This is a genomic window from Klebsiella sp. CN_Kp104 (assembly GCF_040064515.1).
GTDB lineage: Bacteria > Pseudomonadota > Gammaproteobacteria > Enterobacterales > Enterobacteriaceae > Klebsiella > Klebsiella aerogenes.
Map to the genome: position 1 here is coordinate 1 of NZ_JBEAII010000047.1, position 25725 is coordinate 25725.

Annotated in this window: 24 protein-coding genes; 17 read left to right on the forward strand and 7 right to left on the reverse strand. The window is 56.4% G+C overall.

The genetic code is table 11. The annotated features are described in order from the left end of the window. Nucleotides 1–62: 62 nt before the first annotated feature. Complete coding sequence (cpdB, locus tag ABLU80_RS24565; RefSeq protein WP_348850559.1) at nt 63–2006, reverse strand: 2',3'-cyclic-nucleotide 2'-phosphodiesterase; 1944 nt, start codon at nt 2004–2006, stop codon at nt 63–65. 191 nt (nt 2007–2197) lie between these two features. Here cpdB and cysQ point away from each other — a divergent pair, with 191 nt between their 5' ends. After that, nucleotides 2198–2941 (forward strand): 3'(2'),5'-bisphosphate nucleotidase CysQ, encoded by a 744-nt coding sequence (gene cysQ / locus ABLU80_RS24570; protein WP_015704189.1) that lies wholly within the window; start codon nt 2198–2200, stop codon nt 2939–2941. On the opposite strand, the gene ABLU80_RS24575 is transcribed toward cysQ, so the two are convergent. Next, nucleotides 2931–3488, reverse strand: coding sequence for a YtfJ family protein (locus ABLU80_RS24575; RefSeq protein ID WP_045396912.1), 558 nt, complete (start codon nt 3486–3488; stop codon nt 2931–2933). The genes cysQ and ABLU80_RS24575 overlap by 11 nt on opposite strands. A 319-nt stretch (nt 3489–3807) precedes the next feature. Here ABLU80_RS24575 and ABLU80_RS24580 point away from each other — a divergent pair, with 319 nt between their 5' ends. Then, a complete protein-coding gene (locus ABLU80_RS24580; protein WP_015368594.1) occupies nt 3808–4014 on the forward strand; it encodes a DUF1107 domain-containing protein in 207 nt (68 codons plus the stop codon). Nucleotides 4015–4077: 63 nt separating this feature from the next. Here the strand turns inward: ABLU80_RS24580 and ABLU80_RS24585 are convergent, their stop codons facing one another. Then, nucleotides 4078–5430 carry a hemolysin family protein gene (locus ABLU80_RS24585; RefSeq protein ID WP_015368593.1) on the reverse strand — a complete coding sequence of 451 codons (1353 nt, stop codon included), beginning with the start codon at nt 5428–5430 and terminating at the stop codon, nt 4078–4080. A 181-nt stretch (nt 5431–5611) separates the two neighbouring features. Then, nucleotides 5612–6250: a peptide-methionine (S)-S-oxide reductase MsrA gene (msrA, locus tag ABLU80_RS24590; RefSeq protein WP_015368592.1), complete on the reverse strand. Its 639-nt coding sequence runs from the start codon at nt 6248–6250 to the stop codon at nt 5612–5614. A gap of 202 nt (nt 6251–6452) precedes the next feature. On the opposite strand from msrA, the gene tamA reads away from it, so the two are divergent. The 3 genes from tamA to ABLU80_RS24605 are packed head-to-tail and all read left to right on the forward strand — an operon-like array spanning nt 6453 to nt 12303. Further along, entirely contained in the window at nt 6453–8186 is a 1734-nt protein-coding gene (tamA, locus tag ABLU80_RS24595; RefSeq protein WP_032706723.1) for an autotransporter assembly complex protein TamA, read from the forward strand. Further along, nucleotides 8183–11959, forward strand: coding sequence for an autotransporter assembly complex protein TamB (gene tamB, locus ABLU80_RS24600; protein WP_348850560.1), 3777 nt, complete (start codon nt 8183–8185; stop codon nt 11957–11959). Before tamA ends, tamB begins: the two co-directional genes overlap by 4 nt. A gap of 2 nt (nt 11960–11961) precedes the next feature. Continuing rightward, a complete protein-coding gene (locus ABLU80_RS24605; RefSeq protein ID WP_015704194.1) occupies nt 11962–12303 on the forward strand; it encodes a gamma-glutamylcyclotransferase in 342 nt (113 codons plus the stop codon). A 115-nt stretch (nt 12304–12418) separates the two neighbouring features. Here the strand turns inward: ABLU80_RS24605 and ppa are convergent, their stop codons facing one another. Next, nucleotides 12419–12949: an inorganic diphosphatase gene (gene ppa, locus ABLU80_RS24610; RefSeq protein ID WP_015368588.1), complete on the reverse strand. Its 531-nt coding sequence runs from the start codon at nt 12947–12949 to the stop codon at nt 12419–12421. Nucleotides 12950–13353: 404 nt separating this feature from the next. Here ppa and ytfQ point away from each other — a divergent pair, with 404 nt between their 5' ends. From ytfQ to yjfF, 4 genes are all read left to right on the forward strand, one after another. Next, nucleotides 13354–14310: a galactofuranose ABC transporter, galactofuranose-binding protein YtfQ gene (gene ytfQ / locus ABLU80_RS24615; protein WP_348850561.1), complete on the forward strand. Its 957-nt coding sequence runs from the start codon at nt 13354–13356 to the stop codon at nt 14308–14310. A 103-nt stretch (nt 14311–14413) separates the two neighbouring features. Next, nucleotides 14414–15916, forward strand: coding sequence for a galactofuranose ABC transporter, ATP-binding protein YtfR (gene ytfR, locus ABLU80_RS24620; protein WP_348850562.1), 1503 nt, complete (start codon nt 14414–14416; stop codon nt 15914–15916). 10 nt (nt 15917–15926) lie between these two features. Further along, nucleotides 15927–16952 carry a galactofuranose ABC transporter, ATP-binding protein YtfT gene (ytfT, locus tag ABLU80_RS24625; protein WP_348850563.1) on the forward strand — a complete coding sequence of 342 codons (1026 nt, stop codon included), beginning with the start codon at nt 15927–15929 and terminating at the stop codon, nt 16950–16952. Further along, entirely contained in the window at nt 16939–17937 is a 999-nt protein-coding gene (gene yjfF / locus ABLU80_RS24630; protein WP_015368584.1) for a galactofuranose ABC transporter, permease protein YjfF, read from the forward strand. Before ytfT ends, yjfF begins: the two co-directional genes overlap by 14 nt. Nucleotides 17938–17979: 42 nt before the next feature. Here yjfF and fbp read toward each other — a convergent pair whose 3' ends face one another. Further along, on the reverse strand, nt 17980–18978 hold the full coding sequence (fbp, locus tag ABLU80_RS24635) for a class 1 fructose-bisphosphatase (protein ID WP_015368583.1): 999 nt from the start codon (nt 18976–18978) through the stop codon (nt 17980–17982). A gap of 174 nt (nt 18979–19152) precedes the next feature. Here fbp and mpl point away from each other — a divergent pair, with 174 nt between their 5' ends. Beyond that, nucleotides 19153–20526, forward strand: a complete 1374-nt coding sequence (gene mpl, locus ABLU80_RS24640; RefSeq protein ID WP_171825417.1) for a UDP-N-acetylmuramate:L-alanyl-gamma-D-glutamyl-meso-diaminopimelate ligase — start codon at nt 19153–19155, stop codon at nt 20524–20526. Between the two features lie 68 nt (nt 20527–20594). Beyond that, entirely contained in the window at nt 20595–21116 is a 522-nt protein-coding gene (locus ABLU80_RS24645) for a GNAT family N-acetyltransferase (RefSeq protein WP_285198000.1), read from the forward strand. A 54-nt stretch (nt 21117–21170) separates the two neighbouring features. Here the strand turns inward: ABLU80_RS24645 and yjgA are convergent, their stop codons facing one another. Then, a complete protein-coding gene (yjgA, locus tag ABLU80_RS24650) occupies nt 21171–21722 on the reverse strand; it encodes a ribosome biogenesis factor YjgA (protein ID WP_015368580.1) in 552 nt (183 codons plus the stop codon). 94 nt (nt 21723–21816) lie between these two features. On the opposite strand from yjgA, the gene pmbA reads away from it, so the two are divergent. The 6 genes from pmbA to ABLU80_RS24680 all read left to right on the forward strand — a co-directional run bounded on the left by pmbA (nt 21817) and on the right by ABLU80_RS24680 (nt 25721). Further along, nucleotides 21817–23169 (forward strand): metalloprotease PmbA, encoded by a 1353-nt coding sequence (gene pmbA, locus ABLU80_RS24655; RefSeq protein WP_020079799.1) that lies wholly within the window; start codon nt 21817–21819, stop codon nt 23167–23169. A 64-nt stretch (nt 23170–23233) separates the two neighbouring features. Then, complete coding sequence (gene cybC / locus ABLU80_RS24660; RefSeq protein ID WP_015368578.1) at nt 23234–23620, forward strand: cytochrome b562; 387 nt, start codon at nt 23234–23236, stop codon at nt 23618–23620. Between the two features lie 289 nt (nt 23621–23909). Next, nucleotides 23910–24248: a PRD domain-containing protein gene (locus ABLU80_RS24665; RefSeq protein ID WP_015368577.1), complete on the forward strand. Its 339-nt coding sequence runs from the start codon at nt 23910–23912 to the stop codon at nt 24246–24248. Between the two features lie 10 nt (nt 24249–24258). Beyond that, on the forward strand, nt 24259–24621 hold the full coding sequence (locus tag ABLU80_RS24670; RefSeq protein ID WP_015368576.1) for an SFCGS family glycine-rich protein: 363 nt from the start codon (nt 24259–24261) through the stop codon (nt 24619–24621). Between the two features lie 2 nt (nt 24622–24623). After that, nucleotides 24624–24923: a DUF4312 family protein gene (locus ABLU80_RS24675; protein WP_015368575.1), complete on the forward strand. Its 300-nt coding sequence runs from the start codon at nt 24624–24626 to the stop codon at nt 24921–24923. Between the two features lie 21 nt (nt 24924–24944). After that, on the forward strand, nt 24945–25721 hold the full coding sequence (locus ABLU80_RS24680; RefSeq protein ID WP_015368574.1) for a DUF4311 domain-containing protein: 777 nt from the start codon (nt 24945–24947) through the stop codon (nt 25719–25721). The last annotated feature ends 4 nt before the right edge of the window (nt 25722–25725 follow it).

Consider the following 25725-nt stretch of genomic DNA (forward strand, 5'->3'; position numbering starts at 1 on the left):
CGGGCTACCGGCCAGCTCCGCTTTGTAGCCCCGGTAAGCGCAGCGCCACCGGGGAACAGGCATTACTGACTCAAATCCAGCTGATAAATAGCGAAACCGATATCATCGGTCGCCACCTGCCGCATCGGATACTGTGCTTTCTCTTTGATAAACGCCGCGGCTTTGTCGCCAGGCGAGGTCTCAAAGCGAATATCCAACGGCGTTTTGCTGTGGATCGGCGCCAGTCGCCAGTTGTTATCCGCCGCCGGATGGATCGCGCCATCTTTCTTCGACTGTGCGCCAATCCACGCCGCCAGCACCGAACGGTTTTCGTCCGGGGAGGCAAAAGCGATATGGCTGTCGCCGGTACCGGCGAATTTGCCGCCGTAGGCGCGATAGTTATTGGTGGCGACGAGGAAGGTGGCCTGCGGATCGATAGGCTTACCGTTAAAGGTCAGGTCTTTGATGCGTTCTGACTGCGGGTGAATCATCTGGCACTCGCCATCGTAGCGCGCCGGTTGGCTGACGTCGATCTGGTAATTTACGCTGTCAATCACGTCGAAGTTATAGGTGCGGAACCCGTCCCAGTTAATCAACGACTGCGGTTTGCTGCTGGCGGGGTCAATCTGGTTAAACTGCCCGGCGGAGCATTCGAGCCACTCCTTGACCTCTTTACCGCTTACTTTCATCACTACCAGCGTATTCGGGTAGAGATAGAGATCGGCGGCGTTACGGAAGGTGAGCTGGCCTTTTTCCACTTCGACGAAGCTTGCCGGATCGTTTTTACGCCCGCCGACTTTAAACGGCGCGGCGGCGGAGAGTACCGGCAGTTTCGCCAGATCCGGATCGCCCTGAATGTAGTGTTCGACATAGGCCTTTTGCGCCATGTTGACCACCTGCACCGTCGGGTCGTCCTGCACCAGCGCCAGGTAGCTGTACATGTTGTCGGCGGACTTGCCGATAGGCTTGCTGACGAATTCGCGAGTGGCGTCGTGATCGGCTTTCAGCACCGCCACCATTTTACTATCTTCCGCCGCCAGCGATTTTTTCGCTACCGCGTCGTAAATAGGTCGCGCTTCGGCTTTAGCCTGCGTCACTTGCCATTTACCGCTGTCGTTATTCAGCACCAAATCGACCACCCCGAGATGATCGCCCCACATTCCCGGCATCACCGCCGGAATACCATTCAGCGTACCTTTGGCGATATCCGCGCCTTTAATGGTGGCGAAGTCTTTACCGGGGAACACCGCGTGGGCGTGGCCGAACATAATGGCGTCAACGCCGGGTACCTGGCTTAAGTAGTAGACCGAGTTTTCCGCCATTGCCTGATAGGGGTCGGCGGAGAGGCCGGAATGCGCAACCACGACCACCACATCAGCGCCTTTCGCGCGCATCTCCGGTACATACTTACGCGCGGTTTCAGTGATGTCGTTGACCTTCACCTTGCCGCTGAGGTTGGCTTTATCCCAGGTCATGATCTGCGGCGGCACAAAACCGATATAGCCGATGCGCAGGGTATGGGATTGACCATCGCTATCCTGAACCTCGGTATCCTGAATCAGGTAGGGCGTAAACATCGGTTTGCCGGTTTTGAGATCGATAATGTTGGCGTTAACGTAGGGGAATTTCGCCCCGGCCAGCGCCTTGTGCAGGAAGTCGAGACCGTAGTTGAATTCATGGTTTCCCAGGTTGCCGACGGCGTAATTCAGGGTGTTCATCGCCTTATAAACCGGATGCACATCCCCCTCTTTAAGTCCTTTTGCCGCCATATAGTCGCCCAGTGGGCTACCCTGAATAACATCGCCGTTATCCACCAGCACGCTGTTTTTCGCTTCCGCGCGGGCTTTTTCAATCAGGCTGGCGGTTCTGACCAGGCCGAATTTTTCCGTCGCGGCATCTTTGTAGTAATCGAAATCCATCATATTGCTGTGCAGATCGGTGGTTTCCATGATCCGCAGGTCGACCGTCGCCGCGTTGACGCTGGCCGCCACCAGCGTGGCCAGCAGCGTTGCGCTAAACTTAATCATCAGAGGCGTCCTTTTTTATGAGCAATGGCACAAAAGAAAATGTATTTACATTCTGTTGCTTACAGAATTGTGAATTCTGCCAGAAAAGCGTGAATGGAAACCGCTAGTGTTATCACAGATAGCGGAACTGGTGATGATGCGATATAAATAAAACAACGAGTTAACGCCACTGTAACCAGAAGAGGTGGAGAATGTTAGAACAAGTATGTCAGCTTGCACGGACCGCGGGCGATGCCATCATGGATGTCTACGATGGGAACCAGCCGATGGATGTGAGCAGCAAAAAGGATGATTCTCCCGTTACCGCGGCGGATATCGCCGCGCATAAAGTCATTGTCAGCGGCCTGCAGGCGCTGGATGCAGCAATCCCCATCCTGTCGGAAGAGGATCCGCCGGCGTGGGAAGTGCGGCAGCACTGGCAGCGCTACTGGCTGGTGGACCCGCTGGACGGCACCAAAGAATTTATTAAGCGCAACGGTGAATTCACCGTCAATATCGCGCTGATTGAAAACGGCAAACCGACGCTGGGCGTGGTGTACGCGCCGGTGATGAAAGTGATGTACAGCGCGCAAAATGGCAAGGCGTGGAAAGAAGAGTGCGGCGTGCGCAAGCAGATTCAGGTTCGCGATGCTCGCCCGCCGCTGGTGGTGATTAGCCGCTCCCACGGTAATGATCCGGAACTGCAGGAGTATCTGGAGCAACTGGGCGAGCACCAGACCACCTCAATCGGTTCGTCGCTGAAATTCTGCCTGGTGGCGGAAGGCCAGGCGCAGCTCTATCCGCGCTTCGGGCCGACCAGCACCTGGGACACCGCCGCCGGTCATGCGGTCGCGGTAGCCGCCGGGGCGCACGTTCACGACTGGCAGGGTAAAACCCTCGACTACACGCCGCGTGAATCCTTCCTCAACCCCGGCTTCCGCGTCTCTATTTATTAAGCAACTTATGCAGCAGGTCGACGACCTGCTGTACCTCTTGCTGGGTCAGCGCGCCGTCTTTTGCCCACTGAACACGTCCGTCTTTGTCTAACACCACAATCGCCGAACTGCCTTCATCGAGCTGCCAGGCTTTGCGTGCGAGACCGTTGCTGTCGACGATAAACTGCGACCACGGATAGAGCTGCTTATTGCTCTCAATGCTGCTGCGCACGAACATCCCGGAGCCGGGGATCGCGTCATCGGTATTCACGATGGTGGTGGTCTGGTAGCGGTCGTGCGGCAGGCCAGCCGCCTTAATCGCCTCAATCAGATTGGCATTTTTCTCTTTTGCCGAGGTGCGCCCGGCAATATGCTGGATGACGCGCACTTTTCCCGCCAGCTGCGAGCTATTCCAGTTTTTGTAGCTAAACTTATCGTTACTCAGTACCAGTTCTCCGCGGTCGGCGATGCCTACCGGCGCGACGCGTTGACCGTCGACAAAATTATGTGCCGAAGCCATTAACGGCAACAGGAGGGCGGAAACCGCCAGCAACTTACGTAGGGTCATGAGATATCCTTTTTTATATGCAGGTGATCCGACCACTTGGTCTTGTTTAATGATAAGTGCGAATTGTCGCCATTACCCGCAAGCGTGATGCCAGTTTGCGTGCTAACGCACACATTCAATAAAAAACGGAAACTTATACTAACAACTACGTATGCCTGAAACGAAAATTCTGAATTATTGTCATCAAAGGGTAAAAAAACTTCTACAGACTGGGTGTCTTCGGAAATCTGGACTATAGTTTTAGGGCATTAAAATTTGCGCTCCCGATACGCGGGCTAACTGTGGCACCGCAGGAGCGTAACCCTGGCAGGAGACAACAATGAAAATTTTCCAACGCTACAATCCGCTGCAAGTGGCGAAGTACGTGAAGATCCTGTTTCGTGGACGGTTGTACATCAAGGACGTTGGCGCTTTTGAATTTGATAAGGGAAAAATCCTTATCCCGAAGGTTAAGGACAAGCTGCATTTCTCAGTGATGTCCGAAGTCAATCGTCAGGTTATGCGTCTGCAAACTGAGACCGCATAACGTGGTATGACGGCACGAAAAAAGACGGCTCCCGATGGGAGCCGTTGATGTTTTCAGGGCCGCTTACGCCGCGCCTTTCTCTTTTTTCGCCGCTTCTTCGATATCAGGCAGTTTCGGTACCAGTACCGTTGGTTTGTTGTCGATGCGGGTGACCAGCAACTGGTCGATACGGTAGTTATCGATATCCACCACTTCAAACTTGTAACCGGAGAACTTCACCGCATCGGTGCGTTTCGGGATCTTACGCAGCATAAACATCATAAAGCCGCCGATGGTCTCGTAATTATCGGACTGCGGGAACTCATCGATATCCAGCACGCGCATCACGTCGTCGATCGGCGTCCCGCCGTCAATCAGCCAGGAGTTCTCATCGCGGGCGACGATTTGTTCTTCCAGCCCCTGGCCGACCAGGTCGCCCATCAGGGTAGTCATGACGTCGTTGAGGGTGATAATCCCCACCACCAGCGCGTATTCGTTCATGATCACCGCGAAGTCTTCGCCGGCGGTTTTAAAGCTTTCCAGCGCTTCAGAGAGCGTCAGGGTATCCGGCACGATCAGCGTATTGCGGATCTGCACGCCGCCGGTTAACACCAGGCTCTGGTTTGCCAGCACGCGGTTCAGCAGGTCTTTTGAATCGACGTAACCGATGATGTGATCGATATCCTCGTTACATACCAGGAACTTGGAGTGCGGATGTTCCGCCACTTTATTCTTCAGGCTCTGCTCGTCTTCATGCAGATCGAACCAAATCACGTTTTCGCGCGGCGTCATCGAAGAGGGAACGGTACGGGATTCCAGCTCAAAGACGTTTTCAATTAATTCGTGTTCCTGTTTACGCAGTACCCCGGCCAGCGCACCGGCTTCCACCACCGCGTAAATATCATCAGAGGTGATGTCGTCTTTACGCACCATTGGGATTTTAAACAGGCGGAAGATGTTGTTCGCCATGCCGTTAAACAGCCACACCAGCGGGCGGAAGACCAGTAAACAGAAGCGCATCGGGTTGATGATGCGCAAAGCCACGGCTTCTGGCGCAATCATACCGATGCGTTTCGGCGTCAGGTCAGCAAACAGGATGAACAGGCTGGTGACCAGGGTGAAGGAGAAAATAAAGCTCAGCTGCTCGGAAAGCTCCGGCGACATGTAGCGGCTCAGTACGCTGTGGAAAGCAGGCGAAAAGGCGGCATCGCCGACGATACCACCGAGAATGGCCACGGCGTTAAGGCCGATCTGCACGACGGTGAAGAAGGTGCCAGGGTTTTCCTGCATTTTGAGAACGCGCTGCGCGTTCACATTGCCTTCATCAGCCAGCAATTTGAGTTTGATTTTACGTGATGCGGCCAGTGAGATTTCAGAGATCGAAAAAAATGCACTGACGGCAATAAGGAAAAGTATTACTAAAATACTGTTTAACATATCTTTTCTGACCGTTGAGGCCAGATCCTCGGAAGGGAAGTGGATAACTCTTTTAATGTGGAATACATAAAAAACCGGTCCGAAGGCGCTGGACCGGCTATGACACAGCGTAGTATAGCGTAAATGTCTGTAAAGCCACCAGAGCGATAATTATTCTCGCCAGCGGCCTTACTCTTCAGGATTACGCCTGTGGGGGGAGGCAAACGCCAATCCCGCCGATACCGCAGTAGCCGTACGGATTTTTGTGCAGATACTGCTGATGATCGTCTTCGGCATAGTAGAACGGTTTCGCCGTGGCGATTTCGGTGGTGATCTCGCGGGTGTCGTTGGCGTCGCGCATCGCTGCCTGGTAACGCAGCATGCTGGCCTGCGCCGCTTCAAGCTGCTCTGGCGTCAGCGGGTAGATAGCTGAACGGTACTGCGTGCCGTGGTCGTTACCCTGCTGCATCCCTTGCGCCGGATCGTGGTTCTCCCAGAAAACCTGCAGCAGTTGTTCATAGCTAATGACCTGCGGGTCATACACCACGCGCACCGCTTCCGCGTGCCCGGTGTCGCCGCTGCAGACTTCGCGATAGGTTGGATTTGGCGTGTAGCCGCCGGTATAGCCCGCCGCGGTGCTGTAGACCCCCGGCAATTGCCAGAACAGACGCTCGACGCCCCAGAAGCAGCCCATCGCGAACAGCGCGACCTCCATTCCTTCAGGAACATTGGTCATTGAGTGGCCGTTAACGGCGTGGAGCGTTGCTACCGGCATCGGCGTGTTGCGCCCCGGTAGTGCATCCGCCTGGGCGACAAGATGCGTTTTATCAAATAGACTCACGGTTGGCCTCGCAATTTGTGGTTAAGGTTGTAACGTCGCGTATCTTTTTAGACAATAAACACGCTCAATACGTCTAAATTTAAACATAAGAATTATTTGGGTTACCGTCACTTTTTCAACCCTTAGTTGTTAGGGTTTTGTTAAGCCGTGGAGCGGCACTTGCGTTTCCTTCGGGGGGAAACAAGGATATTCAGGAGAACACGTGCAACAAATCCGCCAGATATGCGTTACCAGCCTTTTGCTGGTCAGCGGGGTCGCCAGCGCAGCGAATGTGCGTTTGCAGGTTGAGGGGTTATCCGGGGAACTGGAAAAAAACGTCCGCGCCCAACTATCCACGATCCAGAGCGATGAGGTCACGCCGGACCGTCGTTTTCGCGCGCGCGTCGATGACGCCATCCGCGAGGGCCTGAAAGCGCTGGGTTATTATGAACCCACTATCGATTTCGATCTGCGTCCGCCGCCCAAAAAAGGGCGTCAGGTACTGATTGCCAAAGTAACTCCCGGCGAGCCGGTGCGCATTGGCGGTACCGAGGTTATCCTGCGCGGCGGCGCGCGCACCGACCACGATTATCTGGACCTGCTGAAAACGCGTCCGGCAATTGGCACGGTACTCAATCACAGCGATTATGACGGCTTCAAAAGCTCGCTCACCAAGGTGGCGCTGCGTAAAGGCTATTTCGATAGCGAGTTCAATAAAAGCCAGCTCGGCGTGTCGCTCGACCGCCATCAGGCTTTCTGGGATATAGATTACAACAGCGGCGAGCGCTACCGCTTTGGTCCGGTAAGTTTTACCGGTTCGCAGATCCGCGAAGAGTACCTGCAAAGCCTGGTCCCCTTTAAACAGGGTGATTATTACACCTCGCAGGATTTGGCGGAGCTGAACCGTCGCCTGGCGGCGACCGGCTGGTTTAACTCGGTGGTCGTCGCGCCGCAGTTTGATAAATCACGCAAAACCAAGGTGCTGCCTCTGCAGGGCGTCGTTTCGCCACGCAAAGAGAACACCGTGGAAACCGGGGTCGGCTATTCGACAGACGTCGGGCCGCGCGTGAAAGCGACGTGGAAAAAGCCGTGGATGAACTCCTACGGCCACAGCCTGAGCTCCAGCATCAGCCTCTCCGCGCCGGAGCAGCAGTTCGATTTCAGCTACAAAGTCCCGCTGTTAAAAAGCCCGCTTGAGCAGTATTACCTGATGCAGGGCGGTTTTAAGCGTACCGACCTTAACGATACCAAGGCCGACTCCACCACCCTGGCGCTGTCGCGCTATTGGGAGATGTCGAGTGGCTGGCAGCGCGCGATTAATCTGCGCTGGAGTCTGGACCACTTTACCCAGGCGAACGTCACCAATACCACCATGCTGCTTTATCCCGGCGTCTCGGTGAACCGGACCCGCTCCCGCGGCGGCCTGATGCCAACCTGGGGCGATTCCCAGCGCTATTCGGTGGACTACTCCAACACCATGTGGGGCTCGGACATTAACTTTATCGTCATGCAGGCGCAGGACGTGTGGATCCGCACCCTCTATGACCGCCACCGCTTCGTGGTGCGCGGCAACCTCGGCTGGATTGAAGCCGATGACTTCAGCAAAGTCCCGCCGGATCTGCGTTTCTTCGCCGGTGGCGACCGCAGCATTCGTGGTTATAAATACAAATCGATCTCGCCGAAAGACGACGACGGCAAGCTGATCGGTGCGTCAAAGCTGGCGACAGGCTCGCTGGAGTATCAATACAACGTCACCGGAAAATGGTGGGGGGCGATGTTTATTGACAGCGGCGAAGCGGTAAGCGACATCCGTAAAAGCGATTTTAAAACCGGCGCGGGCGTCGGCGTGCGCTGGCAATCGCCGGTCGGGCCGATCAAGCTGGATATCGCCAGACCTATCGGCGACAAAGAAGAACACGGTTTACAGTTTTATATCGGTCTGGGGCCTGAATTATGAGTTTATGGAAGAAGATAAGCCTCGGCGTATTACTCTTTTTAGTGTTGCTGATTGGTGCGGTTGGCTTTTTAGTCGGCACTACTACCGGTTTGCATCTGGTACTGAAAGCGGCGGACCGCTGGGTGCCGGGGCTGGAGATCGGCAAGGTCACCGGCGGCTGGCGTGACCTGACCTTACAGAACGTGCGCTTCGAACAGCCGGGTGTGGCGGTGACGGCCGGCCAGTTCCATCTCGGCGTTAAGCTGCGCTGCCTGTGGGATAGCAGCCTGTGCGTTAACGATATCTCGCTGCGTGATATCTACGTCGCTATCGATACCAAAAAGATGCCGCCTTCAGCGCCGGTAGAGGAAGAAGATTCCGGCCCGCTGAACCTCTCGACGCCATACCCCATTACCCTCAGTCGCGTGGCGCTGCATAACGTCAATGTCAAAATCGACGATACCGCCGTTTCGCTGCGCGATTTCTCCACCGGCCTGAACTGGCAGGAGAAAAATCTGACCCTGACGCCGACTTCGCTCCAGGGCTTGCTCATCGCCCTGCCGAAGGTAGCAAAAGTGGCGCAGGAGCAGGTGGTGGAGCCGAAAATTGACCATCCGAAACCGGAAGAGAAGCCGCTTGGCGAGACGATGAAAGATCTGTTCTCGCAGCCGGTGCTACCGGAGATGGTCGATGTGCATCTGCCGCTGAACCTTAATATTCAGGAGTTCCGCGGCGAACAGCTGCGCCTGACCGGCGACACCGATATGACCGTCTACAACCTGCTGCTGAAGGTGAGCAGCATCGACGGGCAGATGAAACTTGATGCGCTGGACGTCGATTCCGACCAGGGCAAGGTTACCGCTTCCGGCACCGCGCAACTGCAGGATAACTGGCCGGTCGACATCACCCTCGACAGTACGCTGAACATCGACCCGCTGAAAGGCGAGAAGGTAAAGCTGAAAGTTGGCGGCGAACTGCGTAAAAAACTGCAGGTCGGCGTTGATTTAGCCGGCTCTGTGGCCATGACCCTGCGCGCCGAAGCGCAGCTGGCGGAAGCCGGTCTGCCGCTGAATATGGAAGTGAAAAGTAAGCAGCTGTACTGGCCGTTTACCGGCGAGAAACAGTTCCAGGCGGATGATCTGCATCTGAAATTCAGCGGCAAAATGACCGACTACACCATGGCGTTTAGTACCGCGGTGAAAGGACAGTCGCTGCCGCCGGCTAAAATTACCCTTAATGCTAAAGGCAATGAACAGCAGGTGAACCTGGATAAGCTGACCGTAGCGGCGCTGGAGGGGAAAACCGAACTGAAAGCGTTGCTCGACTGGCAGCAGGCGATCAGCTGGCGCGGCGAATTGACCCTCGATGGCATTAATACCGCCAAAGAGGTGCCGGACTGGCCGTCGAAGCTGAACGGGATTATCAAAACCCAGGGTAGCCTGTATGGCAGCAGCTGGCAGATGGCGGTTCCCGAGCTGAAAATTACCGGCAACGTGAAACAGAATAAAGTGGATGTCCACGGTTCGCTGCAGGGTAACAGCTATATGCAGTGGAAAGTGCCGGGACTGCATCTGGCGCTTGGCCCAAACAGCGCCGATGTGAAAGGCGAGCTGGGGGTGAAAGACCTCAATCTCGACGCCACCATCGATGCGCCGCATCTCGACAATGCGTTGCCGGGGCTGGGGGGTACGGCGAAAGGTCTGCTGAAGGTGCGCGGCACCATCGATGCGCCGCAGCTGCTGGCGGATATCACCGCTCGCGCTTTACGCTGGCAGGAACTGACGGTAGCCCAGGTCAACGTCAAAGGCGACGTCAAATCCAGCGACCAGATTGGCGGCAATCTTGACGTACGCGTCGATCGTATCAGCCAGCCGGGCGTTAACATCAGCCTGGTGCAGCTGAATGCCAAAGGTACCGAGAAGCAGCACGATTTACAGCTGCGCGTACAGGGCGAGCCGGTGTCGGGCCAGTTGACGCTGGCGGGCAGCTTCGATCGTAAAGAGGAGCGCTGGAAGGGCACCCTGAGCAATACCCGTTTCCAGACGCCGGTAGGGCCGGTGGCGCTGACGCGCAACATTGCGCTGGATTACCGTAATCAGGAACAGAAAATCAGCATCGGGCCGCACTGCTGGAGCAACCCGAATGCCGAGTTGTGCGTACCGCAGACCATCGATGCCGGCGCCAGCGGGCGCGCGGTGGTCAATCTCAACCGTTTCGATCTGGCGATGCTGAAGCCGTTTATGCCGGAGGCGACCCAGGCAAGCGGCGTGTTTAGCGGTAACGCCGATGTGAGCTGGGACACCACCAAAGAGGGGCTGCCGCAGGGCAAAGTCACCCTCAGCGGGCGCAACGTCAAAGTCACCCAGACGCTCAACGACGCACCGCTGCCGGTGGCTTTCGATACGCTTAACCTCAGCGCCGACCTGCATAACAACCGGGCGCAGTTGGGCTGGCTGATACGCCTGACCAACAACGGCCAGCTTGATGGCCAGGTGGAGGTGACCGACCCGCAGGGGCGGCGTAACCTGGGCGGCAACGTCAACATTAGCAACTTCTCGCTGGCGATGATTAACCCGATCTTCGCTCGCGGCGAGAAAGCGGAAGGCAAGCTTAATGCCCGTCTGCGTCTGGGCGGCAACTTACAGAGCCCGCAACTGTTTGGTCAGATGCAGTTGAGCGGCGTTGATATCGACGGCAACTTTATGCCATTTGATATGCAGCCGAGCCAGCTGGCGATGAACTTCAACGGAACGCGTTCGACCCTGCAGGGGACGGTGAATACCAAACAGGGGCAGATTGCGCTGAGCGGCAACGCCGACTGGACGCAAATCGACAACTGGCGCGCGCAGATTGCGGCGAAGGGTAGCCGGGTGCGCATTACCGTGCCGCCGATGGTCCGCCTGGATGTTTCTCCGGACGTGGTGTTTACCGCCACGCCAAGCCTGTTTAACCTCGATGGCCGCGTTGACGTACCTTGGGCGCGTATTGTGGTGAACGAGGTGCCGGAGAGCGCGGTGGGCGTCTCTTCCGATGAGGTGATGCTGGACAAAGATCTGAAGCCGATTAAGCCGCAGAGCGCCGGTATTCCGATCAACAGCAACCTGACGATTCACGTCGGCAACAACGTGCGTCTGGACGCTTTCGGCCTGAAAGCGCGTCTGACCGGCGATCTGAAAGTGGCGCAGGATAAGCAGGGGCTGGGGCTCAATGGCCAGATCAATATTCCGGAAGGTCGTTTCCACGCTTATGGTCAGGATCTGATCGTGCGTAAAGGCGAGCTGCTGTTCTCCGGGCCGCCGGATCAGCCGCTGCTCAATATCGAAGCGATTCGTAACCCGGAAGCCACCGAAGACGACGTGATCGCCGGCGTTCGCGTCACCGGTTCTGCCGATCAGCCGAAGGCCGAGATCTTCTCCGACCCGGCAATGTCGCAGCAGGAAGCGCTTTCTTATCTGTTACGCGGTCAGGGTTTAGGCAGCGAACAGAGCGATAGTGCGGCAATGACCTCAATGCTTATTGGAATGGGGGTTGCACAAAGTGGTCAGGTTGTGGGTAAAATCGGCGAGACGTTTGGCGTAAGCAATTTGGCGCTGGATACCCAGGGGGTAGGCGACTCCTCCCAGGTGGTGGTCAGCGGCTATGTGCTGCCAGGTCTTCAGGTAAAATACGGCGTCGGCATCTTCGACTCTTTGGCGACGCTTACCCTGCGTTATCGCCTGATGCCTAAGCTATATATGGAAGCGGTGTCTGGCGTAGACCAGGCTCTCGATTTGCTCTATCAGTTTGAGTTTTAGCAATGCGAATATTTGTTTACGGCAGTTTACGACGCAAACAAGGCAACAGCCACTGGATGACCAACGCCCAGTTGCTGGGCGCTCATAGTGTCGACGATTATCAGCTGTACAGCCTGGGCCACTATCCAGGCGCGGTGCCGGGCGAGGGCACAGTACATGGTGAAGTGTATCGTATCGACGCATCGACGCTGGCCGAGCTGGATGCGCTGCGCACCAAGGGCGGTGAATACGCGCGCCATCTGATCCAAACGCCTTACGGCAGCGCGTGGATGTATGTCTACCAGCGCTCCGTCGAGGGGTTTGCGCAGATTGAGAGCGGAAACTGGTTGGACAGAGACCAGTAATTGAAAACGGCAACGCCACCTTCGGGTGGCGTTGTTTTTTGGCCGTCTGAAACCAGAACAGGCCCATACAAAAACACCGCCCGGAGGCGGTGTTTTTTATGCTGGATAAACAGAATTACTTCTGTTTAGCGCGCTCGAAGGAAGCAACGATTTCAGCTTTAGCCGCTTCAGCGTTGTCCCAACCGTCGACTTTAACCCACTTGCCTTTTTCCAGATCTTTGTAGTGCTCGAAGAAGTGAGTGATCTGGGCTTTCAGCAGTTCCGGCAGGTCGTTCACATCTTTGATGTGATCGTATTCTTTGCTCAGCTTGGTGTGCGGTACCGCAACCAGCTTGGCATCTTCACCGGATTCGTCGGTCATTTTCAGTACGCCAACCGGACGGCAGCGGATAACTGAGCCTGGTTGCAGCGGGTACGGAGTCGGGACCAGCACGTCAACCGGGTCGCCGTCCAGGGACAGGGTGTGGTTGATGTAGCCGTAGTTGCACGGATAGAACATCGCAGTGGACATGAAACGGTCAACGAACAGTGCGCCGCTCTCTTTGTCAACTTCGTATTTGATTGGGTCTGCGTTAGCTGGGATTTCGATAACGACGTAGATGTCTTCCGGCAGCTCTTTGCCCGCAGGTACGTTGAGTAAGCTCATGTCTGTTTCCTTTAAAAATGTTTGGCAAACAAGTGCCCGGTATTATAGCCAACTCACATCGAATGTCTTCGCTTCTTTTTGCCAGACTATGGGGGGAAGCGTCTGAATTTCTCCTCATCAGATAACCCTAAAATCCATAAAGATAGCTACATTCTGAATAATTTTGTGTAACCGTTTTCAATGTTGCGAGCGGCGGTTATCCAGAAGGCAAATTTTCGTCATTAGCGCAGGGCATGCCGTTGGGCGGGAAGCCTTATCGCCGCTCAGCTCAGACAAATCGCACCAATTAACATTTTATTTACTTTTTCGAAGTGTGATGTAACGCATTCAGTTACATAACGGATTGTCTATAGTTTGTTCGCAGGTGAGCATTTAACCAACAATAACCCTACGAGGAACATCTTATGTGGAAGCGCTTACTTCTCGTCACCGCGGTTTCGGCAGCTATGTCGTCTATGGCGATGGCCGCCAACCTGACCGTAGGATTTTCGCAGGTCGGCTCTGAATCGGGCTGGCGCGCGGCCGAAACGAATGTTGCTAAGGAAGAAGCGGCGAAGCGTGGCATCACCCTGAAGATTGCCGATGGTCAGCAAAAACAGGAAAACCAGATTAAAGCCGTGCGCTCATTCATTGCCCAGGGCGTGGACGCGATCTTTATCGCGCCGGTGGTGGCGACCGGCTGGGAGCCGGTGCTAAAAGAAGCGAAAGAGGCCAATATCCCGGTGTTCCTCCTCGACCGTTCGATCGACGTTAAAGATAAGTCGCTGTATATGACCACCGTCACCGCCAACAACGTGCTGGAAGGGCAACTGATTGGCGACTGGTTGGTGAAAACCGTCGATGGCAAGCCGTGTAACGTCGTGGGGCTCCAGGGCACCGTGGGCGCCAGCGTCGCTATCGATCGTAAGAAAGGCTTCGCCGAGGCGATTGCCAAAGCGTCCAACATCAAGATTATCCGCTCGCAGTCCGGCGACTTCACCCGCAGTAAGGGGAAAGAGGTGATGGAGAGCTTTATCAAAGCGGAGAATAACGGCAAGAACATCTGCATGGTCTACGCCCATAACGATGACATGGTAATCGGCGCGATTCAGGCCATCAAAGAGGCCGGGCTGAAGCCGGGCAAAGATATCCTCACCGGTTCTATCGACGGCGTGCCGGATATTTATAAAGCGATGATCGCCGGCGAGGCGAATGCCAGCGTCGAGCTGACGCCGAATATGGCCGGTCCGGCGTTTGATGCGCTGGAAAAATACAAAAAAGACGGCACCCTGCCTGAGAAGCTGACTATCACCAAATCGACCCTCTACCTGCCGGATACGGCAAAAGAAGAGTTAGAGAAGAAGAAAAATATGGGCTACTAAGCCTTCATGAAAATGCCGGGGGCGCTACGCTTGCCCGGCCTACATTGCGCTCTTTTGTAGGCCGGATAAGCGTAGCGCCATCCGGCGTGATGCAGGGGGAATCATGACCACCGACCAACTTCAGGAAATCCTCCGCACCGAAGGATTAAGCAAATTCTTTCCCGGCGTCAAAGCGCTGGATAACGTTAATTTCAGCCTACGGCGCGGCGAAATCATGGCCCTGTTGGGCGAAAACGGCGCCGGAAAATCGACGCTGATAAAAGCGCTCACCGGTGTGTACCATGCCGAACGCGGGGCGATTTGGCTGGAAGGGCAGCAAATATCGCCGAAAAACACCGCCCACGCTCAGCAGTTGGGTATCGGCACCGTTTACCAGGAAGTTAACCTGCTGCCAAATATGTCGGTGGCGGATAACCTGTTTATTGGCCGCGAGCCGAAGCGCTTTGGTCTGCTGCGGCGCAAAGAGATGGAAAAACGCGCTACCGCGCTGATGGCCTCTTACGGCTTCTCGCTCGACGTGCGCGAACCGCTGAACCGTTTTTCGGTGGCGATGCAGCAAATCGTCGCCATCTGCCGGGCCATCGACCTGTCGGCGAAAGTATTAATCCTCGATGAACCGACCGCCAGCCTGGACACTCAGGAAGTGGAGATGCTGTTCACCCTGATGCGTCAGCTGCGCGATAACGGCGTCAGCCTGATTTTCGTGACCCACTTTCTCGACCAGGTCTATGCCGTCAGCGACCGTATTACCGTGCTGCGCAATGGCAGTTTCGTCGGCTGTCGGGAGACCCGCGAGCTGCCGCAAATCGACCTGGTCAAAATGATGCTGGGGCGCGAGCTGGACCATCAGGCGCTGCAGCGCGCCGGGCGCACGCTGCTTAGCGATAAGCCGGTGGCGGCATTTGAAGATTTTGGCAAGAAGGGCACGATTGCGCCGTTTACTCTGCAGGTGCGGCCGGGCGAGATCGTCGGCCTGGCCGGGCTGTTGGGATCCGGGCGCACCGAAACGGCGGAGGTCATTTTTGGCATCAAGCCCGCCGACAGCGGTAAAGCGTGGATCAAGGGCAAGCCGCAAACGCTGCGCTCGCCGCATCAGGCTTCCTGCCTCGGCATTGGCTTCTGTCCGGAAGATCGTAAAACCGACGGCATCATCGCCGCTGCTTCGGTGCGGGAAAATATCGTGCTGGCGCTGCAGGCGCAGCGCGGCTGGCTGCGGCCGATCCCGCGCCGTGAACAGCATGAGATCGCCGAACGCTTTATTCGCCAGCTAGGCATTCGCACTCCCAGCGCTGAACAGCCGATCGAATTTCTCTCCGGCGGCAACCAGCAGAAGGTATTGCTGTCGCGCTGGCTGCTGACCAAACCCCAGTTCCTGATCCTCGATGAGCCGACGCGCGGTATCGATGTCGGCGCCCACGCCGAGATTATTCGCCTGATAGAAACCCTCTGCGCCGATGGCCTGGCGCTGCTGGTTATCTCCTCCGAACTGGAAGAGCTGGTGGGCTACGCCGACCGGGTGATCATCATGCGCGATCGCCAGCAGGTGGCGGAAATCCCGCTTGCCGAGCTATCGGTCCCGGCGATCATGAACGCGATTGCGGCATAAGGAGCCCAGCATGATGCCCAGAACTGTACCACAAAGCGGACAGCCAAAACGGCGCTTAAGCTGGCCGAAAGGGATGCCGCAAATTATTGCTCTCCTGCTGGTATTAGCGGTGGATAGCCTGGTGGCGCCGCATTTCTTCCAGGTGCTGTTGCAGGATGGACGGCTGTTTGGCAGCCCGATTGACATTCTCAACCGTGCGGCGCCGGTGGCGCTGCTGGCGATTGGCATGACGCTGGTCATCGCCACCGGCGGCATCGATCTGTCGGTCGGCGCGGTGATGGCTATCGCCGGGGCGACCGCCGCCTCGATGACCGTCGCCGGGCACAGCCTGCCGGTGGTGCTGCTCGCCGCATTGGGCGCAGGTGCGCTGGCCGGCCTGTGGAACGGCATTCTGGTGGCCGTGCTGAAGATCCAGCCCTTCGTGGCCACGCTTATCCTGATGGTCGCCGGGCGCGGCGTCGCGCAGCTGATTACCTCCGGGCAGATCGTCACCTTTGATTCGCCGGCGCTTTCCTGGCTTGGCAGCGGCTCCCTGTTGCTGCTGCCGACGCCGGTGATTATCGCCATCGCAACGCTACTGCTGTTCTGGCTGTTTACCCGCCGGACCGCGCTCGGCATGTTTATTGAAGCGGTGGGGATCAATATCCGCGCGGCAAAAAATGCCGGAGTGAATACCCGCATCGTGGTGATGCTGGCCTATGTACTAAGCGGCATCTGCGCAGCGATTGCCGGCATTATCGTCGCGGCGGATATCCGCGGCGCCGACGCCAACAACGCCGGATTATGGCTGGAGCTGGACGCCATCCTGGCGGTGGTGATCGGCGGCGGTTCGCTAATGGGCGGGCGCTTTAATCTGCTGCTGTCGGTGGTGGGGGCGTTGATTATCCAGGGAATGAACACCGGGATTTTACTCTCCGGTTTCCCGCCGGAGCTCAACCAGGTGGTGAAAGCGGTGGTGGTGCTGTGCGTACTGATCGTTCAGTCGCCGCGCTTTATCGGTCTACTGAAAGGGGGACGCGGCCGTGATAAAACGTAATTTACCTTTGATGATCACCCTCGCGGTATTCGTGCTGGGCTATCTCTACTGCCTGACCCAGTTTCCGGGTTTTGCTTCGACGCGGGTGATTTGCAATATCCTGACCGATAACGCTTTCCTTGGGATCATCGCCGTCGGCATGACCTTCGTGATCCTCAGCGGCGGTATCGATCTGTCGGTCGGGTCGGTGATTGCTTTCACCGGCGTGTTTCTTGCCAAAGCGATCGGCTTTTGGGGGATCTCGCCGCTGCTGGCCTTTCCGCTGGTACTGGCCATGGGCTGCGCCTTCGGCGCGTTTATGGGATTGCTGATCGATGCGCTGAAAATTCCGGCATTTATCATCACCCTCGCCGGTATGTTTTTCCTGCGCGGCGTGAGCTATCTGGTTTCGGAAGAGTCGATTCCTATTAACCATCCGCTGTATGACACTCTGTCCGGGCTGGCGTGGACCATCCCCGGCGGCGGCCGCCTGAGCGCGATGGGGCTGCTGATGCTGCTGGTGGTGGTGCTGGGAATTTTCCTCGCCCATCGTACCCGCTTTGGCAACCAGGTTTATGCTATCGGCGGCAACGCCACGTCGGCAAATTTGATGGGTATTTCTACGCGTAGCACCACCATTCGCATCTATATGTTGTCGACCGGTCTGGCGACGCTTGCCGGCATCGTCTTCTCTATCTACACCCAGGCGGGCTACGCGCTGGCGGGCGTCGGCGTGGAACTGGATGCTATCGCTTCGGTGGTGATAGGCGGCACGCTGCTTAGCGGCGGCGTCGGAACGGTCCTGGGGACGCTGTTCGGCGTGGCGATTCAGGGGCTTATTCAGACCTACATCAACTTTGACGGTACGCTCAGTTCATGGTGGACGAAGATTGCCATCGGCATCCTGCTGTTTATCTTCATTGCGCTGCAGCGTGGGCTGACGGTGCTGTGGGAAAATCGCCAGAATGCGGCGGTGACTCGCGTGGGTGGGGCGGTGAATCGCTGACAGGAAATTCCCTTCCCGCAGGGCGGGAAGGGAAGGTAGAAATTAAGCGTCCGGGAACTCTTTAATGAAGTTCTCGACGTCTTCTACCATGTGGTCGTTGCCGACGAAGAACGAACGGCGCTGGTGCAGGCTTTCCGGGATGATATCGAGAATACGCTCTTTACCATCGCTGGCTTTGCCGCCCGCCTGTTCCGCCAGCATCGCCATCGGGTTGCATTCGTACAGCAAACGCAGTTTCCCTTGCGGGTGGCTGGCGGTGCTCGGATACAGGTAGATGCCGCCTTTCAGCAGGTTACGGTGGAAGTCGGCCACCAGAGAACCGATATAGCGCGAGGTGTACGGGCGCTGGGTCTCTTTATCTTCTTCCTGACAGTACTTGATGTATTTCTTCACGCCCATCGGGAACTTGATGTAGTTACCTTCGTTGATGGAGTAGGTTTTGCCTTTCTCCGGGAAGCGCATCCGCTCCTGGCTCAGGCAGAAGACGCCGAGTGACGGGTCGTAGGTAAAGGCGTGCACGCCGCAGCCGGTGGTGTAGACCAGCATGGTGGAGGAGCCGTAAACCACATAACCCGCGGCAACCTGTTTGTTACCCGGCTGCAGGAAGTCTTCTTCGGTGACCGGCGTACCGACCGGCGTGACGCGGCGGTAGATAGAGAAGATAGTCCCCACGGAGACGTTAACGTCAATGTTGGAGGAGCCATCCAGCGGATCCATCAGCACAACGTATTTGGCGTGTTCGCACCCTTCGAAGACCACGATTTCATCTTCTTCTTCCGAGGCGATACCGGCGACGATATCACGTGCGCGCAGTGCAGCTTTTAATTTTTCATTCGCGAACAGGTCCAGCTTCTGCTGAACTTCACCCTGAACGTTTTCCGCACCGCTGGCACCCAGGATATCGACCAGACCGGCCTTATTGATATCGCGGTGGATGATCTTGGCGCCCAATTTTATTGCCGACAACAAAGCAGTCAGCTCACCGGTAGCGTGGGAGAACTCGTGCTGCTTTTCGACAATAAATTCACCTAACGTTTTCATAACTCGTTCCCTGCATTTTTATGTTGAGTAAAACGAACGCAACAATCTTAACAAATAATAAAAAAACTGCGCACAGGTGAATCGCGCCAGCAAATGCAGATTTGCCTGAAATGCATTTCTCAGGGGGCCTACATATGGGTAAAATGCGGGTCAGATTAATGAGGGAAGTAACGAATGCGCATTCATATTTTAGGAATCTGTGGCACGTTTATGGGGGGGCTGGCAATGCTGGCACGTTCCCTCGGGCATCAAGTAACCGGCTCGGATGCTAATGTTTATCCGCCAATGAGCACCCTGCTGGAAAATCAGGGCATCGATCTGATTCAGGGCTACGACGCCAGCCAACTGGACCCGCAGCCGGACCTGGTGATTATCGGCAACGCCATGACCCGCGGTAATCCGTGCGTCGAAGCGGTACTGGAAAACAACATTCCGTACATGTCCGGCCCGCAGTGGCTGCACGACTTCGTTCTGCGCGACCGCTGGGTGCTGGCCGTCGCCGGTACCCACGGTAAAACCACCACCGCCGGGATGGCGACATGGATCCTCGAAGCCTGTGGCTATAAGCCGGGCTTCGTTATCGGCGGCGTACCGGGGAACTTCGATGTTTCCGCACGCCTGGGCGACAGCCCGTTCTTCGTGATTGAAGCCGACGAATATGACTGCGCCTTCTTCGACAAGCGTTCCAAGTTCGTTCACTACTGCCCACGCACGCTGATCCTCAATAACCTTGAGTTTGACCACGCGGATATCTTTGACGACCTGAAAGCGATTCAGAAACAGTTCCACCACCTGGTGCGCATCGTGCCGGGCAAAGGCAAAATTATTTTGCCGGAGAGCGACATCAACCTGAAGCAGGTGATGGCGATGGGCTGCTGGAGCGAACAGGAGCTGGTGGGCGAGCAGGGGCACTGGCAGGCGAAGAAACTCAATGCCGATGCCTCGCAGTGGGAAGTCCTGCTCGACGGCGAAAAAGTAGGCGAAGTTAACTGGGCGCTGGTCGGCGAACATAATATGCACAACGGCCTGATGGCGATTGCCGCGGCGCGTCATGTCGGCGTGGTGCCGGCGGATGCCGCTAACGCGCTGGGCAGCTTTATCAACGCCCGACGTCGCCTTGAACTACGCGGCGAAGCCAATGGCGTGACCGTCTACGACGATTTTGCCCACCATCCGACGGCCATTCTCGCGACGCTGCAGGCGCTGCGCGGCAAAGTCGGCGGCACCGCGCGTATTCTGGCGGTGCTGGAGCCGCGTTCCAACACCATGAAAATGGGCGTCTGCAAAGACGATCTGGCGCCGTCTCTCGGCCGCGCCGATGAAGTCTTCCTGCTACAGCCGCAGCATATCCCGTGGCAGGTGGCGGAAGTGGCGGAAGCCTGCGTTCAGCCGGCGCACTGGAGCGCCGACGTCGATACGCTGGTGGACATGATCGTGAAAACCGCGCATCCGGGGGACCATATTCTGGTGATGAGCAACGGCGGCTTCGGCGGCATTCATCAGAAGCTGCTGGATAAACTGGCGCAAAAAGCGGTCGTGGCAGAATAAGCGCGAACGCTTCCGGTTACTGCCCTCCGCGTGAGGGCAGTTTTGTTTTTGCCACCAGGGATTGTGTGATGCTGACCTGTGAAAGAGTACTTTCTACCGACTCGCCCCATTTCGCCACGCTTGACGCGCTGTACGCCCGCGCCTTTCCGTGGCACGAACAGCGCGAAAGCGACGCCAAACTTCAGGCGCTGAGCAACCCGCACTATGCGTTGGAAGCGTGGTTTGATGACGGGGGATTTATTGGCCTGAGCGGCTGCTGGCAGTTTGCCGGTTATAGCTATATCGAACATCTGGCGATTGACGACACCCTGCGTTCGCGCGGTTATGGCAAACAGCTGCTGGCGCAGATCCTGACGCGCGCGCCGCTGACCATTCTGGAAATCGATCCGCTCACCAGCGAAATCGCCCATAAACGGCTGCGCTTTTATCAGTCGATGGGATTCCATGCCAATGCCTGGGCGCACCGCCATCCGACTTATCATCAAGGAATCGACGATCATGAACTGCTGGTGCTGAGCTATCCGCAGCCGATCGATGCGGCGCAGTATCAGCAGTTTGCCCGCGATTTAGGGCGCGAGGTGATGGAGTAGCCCGGATAAGGCGCAACGCGCCGCCATCCGGGAGATGGCGGTTAGCGTGGAGAATTAACCTTCGTTTTCGGCCAGTTCGCGCAGATACTGGAAGATCAGGCGCGCGGATTTCGGCGGCTTGTTGCCTTCTTTCTCTTTCTTGGCATTGCGAATCAGTGAGCGCAGCTGCTGACGGTCAGCGTCTGGCCACAGGTTCAATACCTCTACGACCGCATCATCGCCATTATCAATCAGGCGATCGCGGATTTGTTCCAGCTTATGGAACAGCGCAACCTGCTGGTTATGACGGTTCTTTAACTTATCCAGCGCCTGGCGAATCGGATCGACGTCGCGGTTACGCAGCATTTTACCAATCAGCTGCAGCTGGCGGCGGCGGCCTTCTTTCTTGATACGCTGGGCGAGTTCAATGGCGTCGCGCAGGTCGGTATCGAGCGGCAGCTTATCCAGCGCGTTCTTACCAAGGTCTACCATTTCCGCGCCAAGACGCTTCAGTTCTTCCGCATCGCGCTTAATTTCACTCTTGCTGACCCAGATAATTTCATCATCTTCATCTTCAACGTCATCACCGGGCACGTCGTCGAGCCAGTCTTCGGGCTGCTTTGTCATCTCAGGCTCCTTAAAAAAGAGGCTAATGTTACCAGTTAAGGCGCGCACTGAAAAACGGTTCTCTGTTAGACTTCAGTTAACTCCTTCTTACATTATGGCATTAGCAATGAAAGTCATCTCTCAAGTTGCACAGCAGCGTAAGACGCTGGAAGAAGCCGTTAGTACGGCACTGGAACTGGCGGCAGGCAAATCCGACGGTGCGGAAGTCTCCGTCAGCAAGACCACCGGCATCGGCGTCAGCACCCGCTACGGTGAGGTGGAGAATGTTGAATTCAATAGCGACGGCGCGCTGGGCATCACCGTTTATCATCAAAACCGTAAAGGCAGCGCCTCGTCGACCGACCTGAGCCCGGACGCTATCGCCCGTACCGTGCAGGCGGCGCTGGATATCGCGCGTTACACCTCGCCGGACCCGTTTGCCGGCGTGGCGGATAAAGAACTGCTGGCCTTTGACGCCCCGGATCTGGACCTGTTCCATCCGGCAGAGGTCTCTCCGGATGAAGCCATCGAGCTGGCCGCCCGCGCCGAGCAGGCCGCCTTGCAGGCCGACAAACGTATTACCAATACCGAAGGCGGCAGCTTCAACAGCCACTATGGGATTAAAGTTTTTGGTAATAGCTACGGCATGCTCCAGAGCTACTGCTCTACCCGCCATTCGCTCTCCAGCTGCGTGATTGCCGAAGAAAATGGCGATATGGAACGCGACTATGCCTACACCATTGGCCGCGCTATCGGCGACTTACAGACCCCGGAGTGGGTCGGCAACGAATGCGCCCGTCGCACTTTGTCGCGCCTGGCGCCGCGTAAGCTGTCGACGATGAAAGCGCCGGTTATCTTCGCCAACGAAGTGGCCACCGGGCTGTTTGGCCACCTGGTTGGGGCGATCGCCGGCGGCGCGGTCTACCGTAAATCGACCTTCCTGCTCGACTCCCTCGGCAAACAGATCCTGCCGGAGTGGCTGACCATCGAAGAACACCCGCATCTGCTGAAGGGGCTGGCCTCCACGCCGTTCGACAGCGAAGGCGTGCGCACCGAACGTCGCGACATCATCAAAGACGGCGTGCTGACCCAGTGGCTGCTGACTAACTACTCCGCGCGCAAGCTGGGTATGAAAAGCACCGGCCACGCCGGCGGTATCCATAACTGGCGCATCAACGGCCGCGGCCTGAGTTTTGCAAAGATGCTTAAAGAGATGGGCACCGGGCTTGTGGTCACCGAATTGATGGGGCAGGGTGTCAGTGGCGTGACCGGCGACTACTCGCGCGGCGCATCCGGTTTCTGGGTAGAAAACGGCGAAATTCAGTATCCGGTCAGTGAGATCACCATCGCCGGAAATCTGAAAGAAATGTGGCGTAATATTGTCACCGTCGGCGACGATATCGAAACGCGCAGCAATATTCAGTGTGGTTCCGTGCTGCTGCCGGAGATGAAAATCGCCGGTCAATGACCTGTGTGCCGGGCGCGTCCTGCCGCGCCCGTTTGATATCTTCATAATAAAAAGGAAGTGAGCAATGCGTAAAAAACTGTTAGCGATGCTGGCCGTCTCTGCTTTTGCGCTCGGTTCGGCATCGGCGTTCGCCGACCTTGGCGAAGACATGGACACCCTTGCGGAAAACCTGCAGGTGGTACAAAAAACCTCTGACATTGGCGAGCTGAAAGCGGCGCTGAATAAGATGCGCACCGCTGCGGTTGACGCGCAGAAAGAGACGCCGCCAAAACTGGAAGGCAAAGCGGCCGATAGCCCGGAGATGAAAGATTTCCGCCACGGTCTGGAAACGCTGGTCGGCCAGATCGACGGCGCGCTGAAGTTAGCTGACGCTGGTAAGCTGAAAGAGGCGCAGGCTGCCGCGGAGGACTTCAAAACTACCCGCAATACTTACCATAAGAAGTATCGCTAATCGCCATTTTCGGGAGGCGTCAGCCGATGTCTCCCGCCTAAAAGCCTACCTGTATCACATTTTTCCCTTTTCTTTTTCCGGTCTTTCTGCGGTCGTTTTCCGCTAAACCTCGCTCATTGTTGTGATGCGCATCACGTCATATCGCCTGTTTTTACATTTATCCGGCGAATATGTGGAGTCGATCACCTAAGCCTTCTCCCTTTCCACTTCGAAGTGGAAAACAACTCGCTACAAACTCCTGACCCCCGGCGCTACTTTGGATTCCAGAGACATCAGCGGGGTAACACAAGTGAATAACGGAGCGGTAATAAACGACGTAGGGGAGCAGGCGGCGCAGACCGAACGCCTGGCTGACAAGATGTTACAGCAGGTATTCGCCCTGTTAAGCCGTCACGACATCGTCCCTAACGACGTTCAGGAGCAAATGCTGACTTCCCACGTGCGGGCCATGGCCCACCGGTCAATCAGCGGCGAACCGCTACCGGAAGTGGATGCCAGTCTGTTCGAAGAAATTTCTGAAGATTCAATGATGCTGGCCCGCGAAGTGGTCGCACAGTTCGGCAACCTGCCTGATGAAGAGGCCTGGTTGTTGTCCGTCCACTTCGAAGTCGCAAAAGAAAACCTGTAAGGAGCAAAACATGGAACAAATCACCGTAGTTATTGGCGACCGTCTGGGTAAAGGACAAAAAGTCGCGGCAGGCGCAGAAAAAGCCGGCGCACGTGCAGTGGTCGTCCCTGGCGTTGCTGCAGATATGAAACTTGGCGACATGATGAAAGCGGAAAACGCCTCTTTCGGCATCTCCTTCTGCGGTAGCGGCGGCGCAGGCGCCATCACCGCGCAGACCAAGTACGGTTACAAAGCAAAATACGGCATGCGTTCTATTGAAGAGGGCGTCACCGCCATCAACGAAGGCTGCAACGTGCTGGGCTTCGGCTTCATGGATAAAGAAGAGCTGGGCGAGCGCCTGGTTGAAGCCTGGAAAAAGAAATACGGCGCATAAGTATGAAAGAGCAATTCACCACCACGGTGAGGGTTGCAGGCAAAGGCGAAAGCAAATCACGGGCCTTCGCCGATGCCCTGAACCATGTGCAGGCTGCGGTGATGAAATCATCATCGCGCATCCTACTGCGTATTGAGCCACAGGACGTGACGGTTGTTCATGCGCGTGAAGCGGTACGAAAAGAGGCGTTTCTGTTCATCTTTTTGCGCCGTGAACGACGGACCTACAGCGTGGAGCTGGACGTCACCGTCAACGTGACCGCCATCGATCTCGATAAAGTGGATTTCGTCACGCAAACCTGATTGTTACCAAAGGGTCAGACTATGTTCCTGATAATTTTAATAAAATCGCTCATCATCGGCGGCCTGGTCGGCGTCGGCGTGGGCGCCGGAGCGGCACGCATGTTTCACGCGCCCACCACGCAAGGGATGGGGGCGTTTCGTACCTTGGGCGAGCTGAATTCCTGCGAAGGCGATCCGGCTTCTCACTTCTCTTTTGGTCTCGGCTTCTTCTTTAACGCCTGGGCCTCTTCCGTTGCAGCAGGCTCCTTCACCCAGGACGTTGACCACCGCATTATCCCGAACTGGGGCGCGGCGGCATTGATGGTGAAAAATCGTAACGTTGGCGAAACGCTACACGATCCGAAAAAAATGGCTATTGCCTGCGGCATCATTGGCATGATCGTCGTCGCCTTCCTTAACCTGACCGCATCTTCCGTGCCGGAAGCGCTGCAGGTCACCGCCGTTAAGGTATTGGTTCCGGCGGCAAACCTGCTGGTGAACACCGTGATGCCGGTGATTTTCTGGCTGGCGGCTATCGATGCCGGTAAGAAATCAGGCTTCTGGGCGACGATTTTTGGCGGCGCGGCGCAGCTGATTATGGGGAACGCCGTACCGGGTCTGGTACTGGGGATCCTGATCGGTAAAGGCGTAGAAGAGAGCGGCTGGAACCGGGTAACCAAAGTGATGATGATCGCCATTGTCGCGTTGTTCGTCCTCAGCGGCTTCTTCCGCGGCTTCGACATGAAGATGCTCGAATCCTTCCATCTGACCGTGCCGAACTGGCTGGACATGATCCACAACTCACTCAGCGGCAAGTAACGGG